At 37.8% G+C, this 9,167-nt stretch carries 11 protein-coding genes; 4 read left to right on the top strand and 7 right to left on the bottom strand.

The genetic code is table 11. The features are described from left to right. Positions 1-37: 37 nt before the first annotated feature. From murF to rpsI, 4 genes are all read left to right on the top strand, one after another. Positions 38-1,408 carry a UDP-N-acetylmuramoyl-tripeptide--D-alanyl-D-alanine ligase gene (gene murF, locus HMPREF2837_RS03505; protein ID WP_049548132.1) on the top strand — a complete coding sequence of 457 codons (1,371 nt, stop codon included), beginning with the start codon at positions 38-40 and terminating at the stop codon, positions 1,406-1,408. A 146-nt stretch (positions 1,409-1,554) separates the two neighbouring features. Further along, complete coding sequence (locus HMPREF2837_RS03510) at positions 1,555-2,262, top strand: YwaF family protein (RefSeq protein ID WP_049548131.1); 708 nt, start codon at positions 1,555-1,557, stop codon at positions 2,260-2,262. 159 nt (positions 2,263-2,421) lie between these two features. Beyond that, positions 2,422-2,868, top strand: coding sequence for a 50S ribosomal protein L13 (gene rplM, locus HMPREF2837_RS03515; RefSeq protein ID WP_001044622.1), 447 nt, complete (start codon positions 2,422-2,424; stop codon positions 2,866-2,868). Between the two features lie 18 nt (positions 2,869-2,886). Beyond that, the gene (gene rpsI, locus HMPREF2837_RS03520; RefSeq protein WP_000075973.1) at positions 2,887-3,279 is read left to right on the top strand and encodes a 30S ribosomal protein S9; all 393 of its coding nucleotides are present in this window, start codon (positions 2,887-2,889) and stop codon (positions 3,277-3,279) included. A gap of 107 nt (positions 3,280-3,386) precedes the next feature. On the opposite strand, the gene xerC is transcribed toward rpsI, so the two are convergent. The 7 genes from xerC to HMPREF2837_RS03555 form a co-directional block, all read right to left on the bottom strand. Continuing rightward, complete coding sequence (gene xerC, locus HMPREF2837_RS03525; protein ID WP_075230650.1) at positions 3,387-4,604, bottom strand: site-specific integrase; 1,218 nt, start codon at positions 4,602-4,604, stop codon at positions 3,387-3,389. Positions 4,605-4,670: 66 nt separating this feature from the next. Then, positions 4,671-4,934: a helix-turn-helix domain-containing protein gene (locus tag HMPREF2837_RS03530; RefSeq protein ID WP_061418099.1), complete on the bottom strand. Its 264-nt coding sequence runs from the start codon at positions 4,932-4,934 to the stop codon at positions 4,671-4,673. A 13-nt stretch (positions 4,935-4,947) separates the two neighbouring features. Then, entirely contained in the window at positions 4,948-5,601 is a 654-nt protein-coding gene (locus HMPREF2837_RS03535; protein ID WP_075230651.1) for a replication protein, read from the bottom strand. 213 nt (positions 5,602-5,814) lie between these two features. After that, positions 5,815-6,345: a hypothetical protein gene (locus HMPREF2837_RS03540; RefSeq protein ID WP_261674331.1), complete on the bottom strand. Its 531-nt coding sequence runs from the start codon at positions 6,343-6,345 to the stop codon at positions 5,815-5,817. A gap of 72 nt (positions 6,346-6,417) precedes the next feature. After that, a complete protein-coding gene (locus HMPREF2837_RS03545) occupies positions 6,418-7,503 on the bottom strand; it encodes an AAA family ATPase (protein WP_075230653.1) in 1,086 nt (361 codons plus the stop codon). Beyond that, the gene (locus HMPREF2837_RS03550) at positions 7,503-7,823 is read right to left on the bottom strand and encodes a hypothetical protein (RefSeq protein ID WP_075230654.1); all 321 of its coding nucleotides are present in this window, start codon (positions 7,821-7,823) and stop codon (positions 7,503-7,505) included. The genes HMPREF2837_RS03545 and HMPREF2837_RS03550 overlap by 1 nt, the downstream gene beginning before the upstream one ends. Before the next feature lie 81 nt (positions 7,824-7,904). Beyond that, positions 7,905-8,354, bottom strand: coding sequence for a sigma-70 family RNA polymerase sigma factor (locus HMPREF2837_RS03555; RefSeq protein WP_075230655.1), 450 nt, complete (start codon positions 8,352-8,354; stop codon positions 7,905-7,907). Positions 8,355-9,167: the final 813 nt, after the last annotated feature.

Raw genomic sequence — 9,167 nt, forward strand, 5'->3', positions numbered from 1 at the left:
GGGAAGAGACTTCTTGCCCCTTTTTAAAGGAGTAAATATGAAACTTACGATTCACGAAGTTGCGCGTCTTGTTGGTGCTAAAAATGACGTATCAGTCTATCCAGATAGTCCACTAGTCAAGGCAGAGTTTGATAGTCGTTTTATTGGAGCCGGTGATCTATTTGTGCCACTAAAGGGGGCGCGTGATGGACATGACTTTGTCGAGACAGCTTTTGAAAACGGCGCTGCTGTAACTCTATCAGAGAAGGAAGTCGAAGGGCATCCCTACATCTTAGTAGAGGATGTTTTAGCAGCCTTTCAAGCACTTGCGGCTTATTATCTTCAAAAGACAGGTGTAGATGTCCTTGCTGTTACAGGTTCAAATGGAAAGACCACTACCAAGGATATGTTAGCCCATTTACTTTCTACAAGCTACAAAACCTACAAAACACAAGGGAACTACAATAACGAGATTGGACTACCTTATACAGTTCTCCATATGCCAGATGATACTGAAAAGTTAGTCTTGGAAATGGGGCAGGATCATTTAGGAGATATCCATCTTTTATCTGAACTGGCTCATCCAAAGACAGCTATTGTGACCTTAGTTGGGGAAGCTCATTTGGCCTTCTTTAAGGACCGTTCAGAGATTGCCAAAGGGAAATTGCAAATCGCTGATGGTATGGAGAAAGGGGGCTTGCTTTTAGCGTCAGCTGATCCTATTGTAGATGATTATCTACCTACTGAGCAAAAAGTGGTTCGCTTTGGTCCAGGTGCAGAACTCGAAATTACAGACTTGATCGAGCGTAAGGATAGCTTAACCTTCAAGACTAATTTCTTGGAGCAAGCTATTGATTTGCCAGTAACTGGTAAGTACAATGCGACCAATGCTATGATAGCTTCTTACGTTGCCCTGCAAGAAGGAGTGACGGAGGAGCAGATTGGTCAAGCCTTCCAAAATCTAGAGTTGACCCGTAATCGGACCGAGTGGAAAAAAGCTGCCAATGGAGCAGATATCTTATCAGATGTCTACAATGCCAATCCAACAGCTATGAAGTTGATTTTAGAAACTTTTTCAGCTATCCCCGCTAATGAAGGTGGCAAGAAACTCGCAGTTCTGGCGGATATGAAAGAACTTGGAGACCAGTCTGTTCAACTCCACAATCAGATGATTTTGAGCATTACACCCGATGTCCTTGATACCGTTATTTTCTATGGCGAAGACATCGCTGACTTGGCTCAATTAGCCAGTCAATGTTTCCCAATCGGCCATGTTTATTACTTCAAGAAAACTGCTGAAGAAGATCAGTTTGAAGCTATGGTCAAGCAGGTCAAGGAAAATCTTGGAGCACATGACCAAATCTTGCTTAAAGGTTCTAACTCTATGAATCTAGCCAATTTAGTAGAAAGTTTGCAAGAAGAAGACTAATGTTCTTCGATAAGAAAAATTTTTCAAGAGTAAATTTGTCTTGAAGGCTTAGCTTCTTTGGAACACAAAAATATAAGAAATAAATGTAAGCTAGGCTCTATAGAGTTAAGTAAGAGCTTGGCTTATATGAAAATGAGGAAAGTTACATGAATTTTTGGGATGCTTTATTTAGTACGCAGCCGACGGAGCCACCCCAATTTGACCTTCTTTGGTATGGAAGTCTATTTACTTTATTAGCATTGACTGTATTTCTTGCCTACCGTTATGGTGAGAAAAAAGTCTGTCAACGATTTTTCAAGATTTTACAGGCGGTACAGCTAATCCTGCTCTACGGATGGTATTTGGTTAATCAGATGCCTTTAACAGAAAGTCTTCCTTTTTATCATTGCCGTTTGGCTATGTTTGTAGTACTTTTGACTCCGGGTGTCTCTAGAGTCAAGCAGTATTTTGCTGTATTGGGAACCTTTGGAACTTTGGCAGCTTTTATTTATCCAGTGCCAGATCCCTATCCCTTCCCCCACATTGCCATTTTGTCCTTTATTTTCGGACACTTAGCCCTTCTTGGAAATTCCTTGATTTATCTCCTGAAGGACTACGATGCTAGTTTACTGGATTTCAAACGAATCCTAATTATCACGTCTTCGCTCAATGCCTTGATTTTCGTAGTTAATTTAGTAACAGGTGGAGATTATGGATTTTTGACAAGACCCCCATTGGTTGGAGACCACGGTCGTCTGATCAATTATCTAGTGGTAACGCTATTCTTGACTTGCGCTATTTACTTAGTCTCTAAAATTTTTCAGACAGTCCTTCAGGAGCAGGCAGAAAAAAGGTTGAGAATCTGGCAGAAATAAAAAAATATTTTTCCAATCTCTTGACTTTTATCTGAGAATTTTGATACAATAGTAGACGGTATTGTTTACCCCATTTGTAAGGCCCCGGAACCTTTCAAATACCCCGCGGACCGGAACATCCGCCCTGTAAACAAAAACGATATTCATATAGGAGAAATCATGAACAAAACTACATTCATGGCTAAACCAGGCCAAGTAGAACGCAAATGGTACGTTGTTGACGCAACTGATGTACCTCTTGGACGCCTTTCAGCAGTTGTTGCTAGCGTACTTCGCGGAAAAAACAAACCAACATTCACACCACACACTGATACAGGTGACTTCGTAATCGTTATCAATGCTGAAAAAGTTAAATTGACTGGTAAAAAAGCATCTGATAAGATCTACTACACTCACTCAAACCACCCAGGTGGATTGAAATCAATCTCTGCTGGTGAACTTCGTTCTAAAAATGCAGTACGTTTGATCGAGAAATCAGTTAAAGGTATGCTTCCACACAATACTCTTGGCCGCGCTCAAGGTATGAAATTGAAAGTATTCGTTGGAGCTGAGCACACTCACGCTGCACAACAACCAGAAGTTCTTGATATTTCAGGACTTATCTAAGGAAAGGAACAATAAAGTATGTCACAAGCACAATATGCAGGTACTGGACGTCGTAAAAACGCTGTTGCACGCGTTCGCCTTGTTCCAGGAACTGGTAAAATCACTGTTAACAAAAAAGATGTTGAAGAGTACATCCCACACGCTGACCTTCGTCTTGTCATCAACCAACCATTCGCAGTTACTTCAACTGTAGGTTCATACGACGTTTTCGTTAACGTTGTAGGTGGTGGATACGCTGGTCAATCAGGAGCTATCCGTCACGGTATCGCTCGTGCCCTTCTTCAAGTAGACCCAGACTTCCGCGATTCATTGAAACGCGCAGGACTTCTTACACGTGACTCACGTAAAGTTGAGCGTAAGAAACCAGGTCTTAAGAAAGCTCGTAAAGCATCACAATTCTCAAAACGTTAATCAATACGATTATATCAACGTTTCAAAGCATTCAAGAGTTTACCTCATGGGTGCTTTTTTCGTTTTTTTTTGAAAAAGTTCACCTCAAAGTTTACCTTATTTTCACCTTATTGTTTTAGAGACTTTAAAGCAAATTCACCGACTGCCATAGGGACTACGTTAGAAGTATTGACATAAATCTGTGTTGTACCTGTGTCGCTATGTGTTAGAGCTTCGGAAATGGCTTCTAAGCTCATTCCAGCCTGTTTAGCGAGCGTTGCTCCCGTATGACGTAGTTTATGTGGTGTAGCGTGTGTAAGCTCTGGGTGTCGCTTTCTGATAGTTTTCATCTTATTATTAAGATAGTCAGAATGTAGGGGTTTATTGATATTCCCTCTGGTATCTATATAAGTGAAGATGAATTGTTCTGGATTACTGATGATACCAAACTTTGCCAGTTCATATTTTTGTTGTTTTTTCCATGAAGTCAGAAGTTGAAGTAAGTCACTAGAAATAGAAAAGATAGTTTTTTTATTTCCTTTGGTAGATTTTACTTGTCCGTATCTATCTAAAGCCTGAATTAACTGAATCTGAGATTTTGAAAAGTCGATATGTTTCCACTGGAGAGCATATGTTTCTGATTTCCTATCTCCGAGGAAAAAAGTGAGATAGAAAAGGACGTAATCTTTGAGTGATATTTTATCATTCTCTAAATCCTCTTTAAAGGCTGAAAACCACTCTTGGAGTTGCTCATGAGTTAAATATAAATCTTCATCACGTTTTGATTCTGCAAGTTGAATTTTTTTGACAGCCTTAATTCGCCTTAAAGTTTTTGCAACTCTATTTGCTTCAATATACTCAAGTTCTTCTGCCCAATCAAAAATAGAAATAACATAACTTCGTAAAGTTTTGAAGTTTGCATATTCGTTAGCTTTTGACGTCATCAAATTTAGAATAACCTGTTTATTTTGGTTTAAAAATTGAATCGTATAGTTGCCAAGAAGTGGTAGTATATGCTTTTCAAAACATGTTTTGGTATTGGCAATTGTTGACCTGCTTGGTGGTTTTGAAGTAGATGTGGTTTGCCCCGCTTTATAGGATTCCCACCAAATATTATTATAGAAGTCTGAGAAAAGAATATCTTCTTTGCCTAGTCCCGAAAACGCATTGTCTTCAATTTGGTTTAACTTCGTGAGTAAGTCTATCTCTGCTTGTCTTGCCTCCTTTCTTGTTTTGAATCGTTTATCGTAGTAGTTGTTGCTGACGATTCCAAGTGGCATTCGAGCTTCTATTGGAATGTAGATTTTTAAACGATAAGTACCATTTTTGGTTTTAGTGATAGTCATGATATTCTCCTTGTGTATCGAACCAGAAAATATCATGACTATTATAAAACAAAAATCTTGATATTTCTAGTTATGTGAGTTTAGCCATTGGTCGATAGCGTCTTTATGGAATCGAATCGTTTTACCGATTTTGATTTTGGGTAGGCCTTTTACAATCCAAGAATCCAGTGTATTGTTTGATATACCTAAATAGTTACAAGCTTGTTGCTTGTTCAAATAGGGGCTATCGATACCGCTCTTGTCTAATTGCTCTCTGATTTCTTTATTTATAAGATTAGAGAGTAAGAGTTGAATTTGATGAATTTGCTCATCTGGTAAGATTACTTGCATAGCTTTTCCTCCATTATACTTCTATTGAAGTAGTGCTTGATATGACGTCATTAGTTTCATTAGGAGTATTCGTCAAAGAATTTTCTGATGAAGTTATTTTGCTTTTGTCTGTGCTATACCTTCGTGAATCTAAATACTTAGCAAAAAAGTAAGTTTTATCTACTATAAGCCTTAATAAGGTCGGATTTTCTTCTCTCGCATATCTAACCAGATGATTAAATTCTGTGAAATTCTTCTTGTCTATCACGTCAATAATAGTTGATAGAAAATCATCGTTGTTATTGTTTATGAGGAATTTGTCTAATTCAAATCCGCATCCTATTTCTATATCATCAATTTTGTATTGAGTCTTTTTAGGATTCTCCGCATGAACAAAGTAGTCATACATCCCCTTGGGAGACATAATAGGCTCTACATGAGCAGGTCCCTTTAATTTATCCTTGATGAGTTCAGATACTTGATTATAGCTTTTAAGCGAATCAAAGAAAAAGGCTCCATGTTTATGAGCTTTCTTAAGTTCCCCTGTTTTTCGATTGATATCTCTATCATGCCAAGGTGATAAGATAAAGGGGATATGAAAACCTTCAAGGATTTCCAAATAGTTTTCTGGGGCGCTCTCTCTGTAGAAAAGAAAAGCCCATTTATTAGAACGTTGTTCTTTTGCCATATTCAATATGTCTCGCTTTCAAATTGTATTTCTATCTATAAGGAGATTTAGAAGGGTGTCTTCGGAAGGTGGGACACGCTTTATTTGATATTTTTGTGATTATTGATTATTGGACTAACGGGGTCGTAGTAACCCGTTAGTCCATATACGGTATTAAATTAAACCGAAGGGCGCTAGGTGGCGCTCACTTCGTGCGCCATAGCGCCCTTCCTATCATTTACGTCTCGTTCCGATAAAGTAGAAGTCCATGCCCTTTCTTTCAGCTCTTGAAAAATAATAGTCAGGATTGCGACTAGAAATTTCTTCACTGATGATTGTTTCTAAATCTTTTAGAATTCTAATGGCTTGTTGAGATTTGGGGACAGGAATAATCAAGGTTGTGCTTTCCTCTCGTATATCTACAACCACTTTCTGAATCGCTTTATTGAACTGTTTGTTGACAGGATTGTATCTCTTTACATTCCCTTGTTCGCTTGTGCTTACAGATTCTGAGTGTTCTCTTTGAATAAGAAAAAGGCGAAGTGAAAAGGTCTGTATGATGGACTTAAAGAGGTTAGATATTCTATCTTCTCTCTGTCGTATCTTAATTTCATAGCCAAATAATCCAAAGAATAAGAGAAGGGACAAGAAAGAGATAGATGAGCTGATAAAGTGAAGCAAGCGCAGGAAATCAAACAGAGATGTGAAATAGATACTGTTTTCCAAGGGGTTCATCCCAAACCTCAATAGAATTGCAATAAACATGGATAGGATCCCCACTATAAAAAGGGTAGTTGCGGGATGTATGTTTTTTTGAAAGTTCGTTTTTCTCATAATCTATAAAATTCCTTTCGTAGTGTAATAGGTTGGACATAGCAAAGGTAGAACTTGATAAGGATGTTCGTTATCAATCACTTGAATCAGACCTGTTCCATGCCCAATAGGAATAACAATACCTTCTGGGTCGAGGTCGGGAAACAGAAATTGTGTCGTCTTCTTGTTAATGTTGCCAATCTGGATGAGGACATTAAGTTGTTCGCGAACAGAAATGGGAATGGTAGTATGGTCGAACCTTTGGCTAACCAATAGTAAATGAATCCTTGTAGCACGTCCAAGAAGTGCGATAGAAGACAAGAGTGAGAAAAATGATTCTTTAATCGTCTTATTGACTCCCTCGGATAATGCAAGAACCTCATCAATCACAATTGTCATATGAGTGAACTCATGACGTGGATTCTCGTATAGGATTGCTTGACGTTTTTGAATCAGTTCCAGACATTGACTTAATTTCTCATTGATTTCTGATACAAAATCAGACTTAGACCGATTTTCAACGGGGTGAATCACGGCAATTTGATGTTCACGAGCCCAACGACTAGGCGTGTCAAATTTTGGGTCTACGATAATTAAATCAGATTGATTTTTGAGCACACTTAGTAGATAAGTAAGAGCATAAGATTTACCCGAACCACTATTTCCACAGATTGCCATGTGATTGACCTTATCAAGATTAAGCGTAAAATTTTCCATAATTGGAATTTGATTTTTGGGCAAACTTGTTGTATATCTATCAAGGTCAGGAATGACCAATCGTTTTGAAATTCCCATCTTCCACGGAAAGAAGAGTCCTCGCTGAACATGAATATCATCCGTTTTTAGAGGGACAAAGTATGTTGCATTTTGCTTCAATAAAGTATAATGTGGGTATAGGGATGCGTTAGCAATCAAGAAGATTTTATTATAGAGCTCATCATCTAAAATATAGGCACAGGGAAGCCGTGGGATGAAAATAAAACCGTTTTCTTGAATGACAATGTTAAAACTGTTTGTATAACTTGTTTCGCCTTGCATCAAGGCTCCAAGAGCCATATTAAGGCTCTGGAGCAAGTATGATTGCAAGACGGCATCTGTTTTAGACACCATTATTTAACCTCCTTAATACCATCTGCTTTGAAGTAAACATTGTAGTTCACTTCACATGCCATTAGATTTTCAAAGGAAACCAAAGACAGGTAGTCTGGTAGGTCAGGTGCTTCTGTAAATTTCACTTGAAAAGGAGGTAATCCTTTTTGTCCAAACCATGTTTTGTAGGCGATAATTTCACCAGTTGGCTTTCCATCCTCGAATTTTTGTTGTGATTCAAGCTCATCACTGAGCAAGTGAATAGGCGCTTGAAGATTTACGTATTGTTCTGCTATTTTATTTGAGTATCCGCCTTTGCGGTTTTGTGGTTTGATTTTCATACGGCTATACCTTTCTATATGAAGCTTAAAAGTGAAAAGGGACAAGCTCGGTTTAGCGTCATGAGCTGGACAGTTTTTTATTTATTCTTCAAGTTTTTCCCTCAGAAGTTTGAGTGATTTTTCTAGCCTTCTTTTGACTGTTTTGTCACTGAGGTGAACTTCTTTAGCTAATTGAGTGAACTTCTTATCTTCAAAGAAGTAACCAAAGATAATGGTTTGTTCGATGTCGTCAAACTCGTCAATTGTCTGATAGACAATCTTCATATCTTCTTCATAAATGAGTGATTCAAGAGGATTGGAGTGTCTGGAATTGTCAGGTAGAAAGTCAAGCATTTCTTTCCTCTTATAGGTGAAATTGATGCTGAGTTTTCCATGATACCTGTCTCTTCTTTCTGCGTTTTCGAGTGGTAATGATAGAAGATGGACAACTCTTTTCCAGTTGCCACATTCAATCGCTTCCTTAATTTTTTTTTCTCTGCGGATAGCGACCTTGTCAGGTTTGGGTTGTTTTGAGTTCTGTTTTTTTGTCATAATTCTTTACCTTTCTTTTGGACAAAATAGTGAATGGGCTCTTGCTCGGTTTAGTGTCATGAGCTGGACAGTTGTTCTTATTTATAAGGAGATTTTTTGGGGTGTCGTCGGACAAAAAAGTGAAAAAAGTTTAGAAAAAACAAAAAAATCCCCCACAGCACTTGTGTGGGGGGGAGGGTAAAGATTTGTAACTGAAATTTAACTTGACAGAATCTTGATTTTGGAGTATAATTCCCTTTAGGGAATAAACAATTGAAAATAAATTTTTATGAATAAATTGGTGTTTGAGGTGAAACCTCATTATTCTTATAATTCGTGTATACGAATTATAAGTTTGAAGTAGGAGAGATTCCCGCATTTTAGGAATTTTTGACTAAGCCTCAGGCTTTTTTTTTATAAATTTTAACTATTCTCACATTATGATGTTGTCCTGTTTGTTTTCTTAACAAATGTTGCATTTAAGGGTATTATAGGAATGATAATATAAACTAGGAAAATGTTGTTTTTAAAGTACTTTAAAATTAGATGAAATAAGTGGTGCCCCAACTACTATTGAAGAGAAATATCACATATAATAGTTTTAAAACGCTACAATATGTGATAAAATAGGACTATAAAATTATCAAAAGGAGTTTATATGATGGAATCAAACGCACAAGGCCATGGCGCCATCAAAAAAGCAGTTATTTCAACGCTTGCAATCTCGGCTCTTGGGGTAACTACTGGGGTATCTGCTAGTGAAACTGAGGTAGCAGTTATTGAGCCAGCAACTAAGGTTGTTGCTAAGGACGAAGTAGTTCCTAAAGTTCCTAC

It is taken from the genome of Streptococcus sp. HMSC071D03, assembly GCF_001812125.1.
Taxonomy (GTDB): domain Bacteria; phylum Bacillota; class Bacilli; order Lactobacillales; family Streptococcaceae; genus Streptococcus; species Streptococcus pseudopneumoniae_N.

What these genes read in the sequence shown, in the direction of transcription:
- murF (WP_049548132.1), top strand. Translation starts at nt 38, where the DNA reads ATGAAACTTACGATTCACGAAGTTGCGCGTCTTGTTGGTGCTAAAAAT.
- HMPREF2837_RS03510 (WP_049548131.1), top strand. Translation starts at nt 1,555, where the DNA reads ATGAATTTTTGGGATGCTTTATTTAGTACGCAGCCGACGGAGCCACCC.
- rplM (WP_001044622.1), top strand. Translation starts at nt 2,422, where the DNA reads ATGAACAAAACTACATTCATGGCTAAACCAGGCCAAGTAGAACGCAAA.
- rpsI (WP_000075973.1), top strand. Translation starts at nt 2,887, where the DNA reads ATGTCACAAGCACAATATGCAGGTACTGGACGTCGTAAAAACGCTGTT.
- xerC (WP_075230650.1), bottom strand. Translation starts at nt 4,604, where the DNA reads ATGACTATCACTAAAACCAAAAATGGTACTTATCGTTTAAAAATCTAC.
- HMPREF2837_RS03530 (WP_061418099.1), bottom strand. Translation starts at nt 4,934, where the DNA reads ATGCAAGTAATCTTACCAGATGAGCAAATTCATCAAATTCAACTCTTA.
- HMPREF2837_RS03535 (WP_075230651.1), bottom strand. Translation starts at nt 5,601, where the DNA reads ATGGCAAAAGAACAACGTTCTAATAAATGGGCTTTTCTTTTCTACAGA.
- HMPREF2837_RS03540 (WP_261674331.1), bottom strand. Translation starts at nt 6,345, where the DNA reads ATGTTTATTGCAATTCTATTGAGGTTTGGGATGAACCCCTTGGAAAAC.
- HMPREF2837_RS03545 (WP_075230653.1), bottom strand. Translation starts at nt 7,503, where the DNA reads ATGGTGTCTAAAACAGATGCCGTCTTGCAATCATACTTGCTCCAGAGC.
- HMPREF2837_RS03550 (WP_075230654.1), bottom strand. Translation starts at nt 7,823, where the DNA reads ATGAAAATCAAACCACAAAACCGCAAAGGCGGATACTCAAATAAAATA.
- HMPREF2837_RS03555 (WP_075230655.1), bottom strand. Translation starts at nt 8,354, where the DNA reads ATGACAAAAAAACAGAACTCAAAACAACCCAAACCTGACAAGGTCGCT.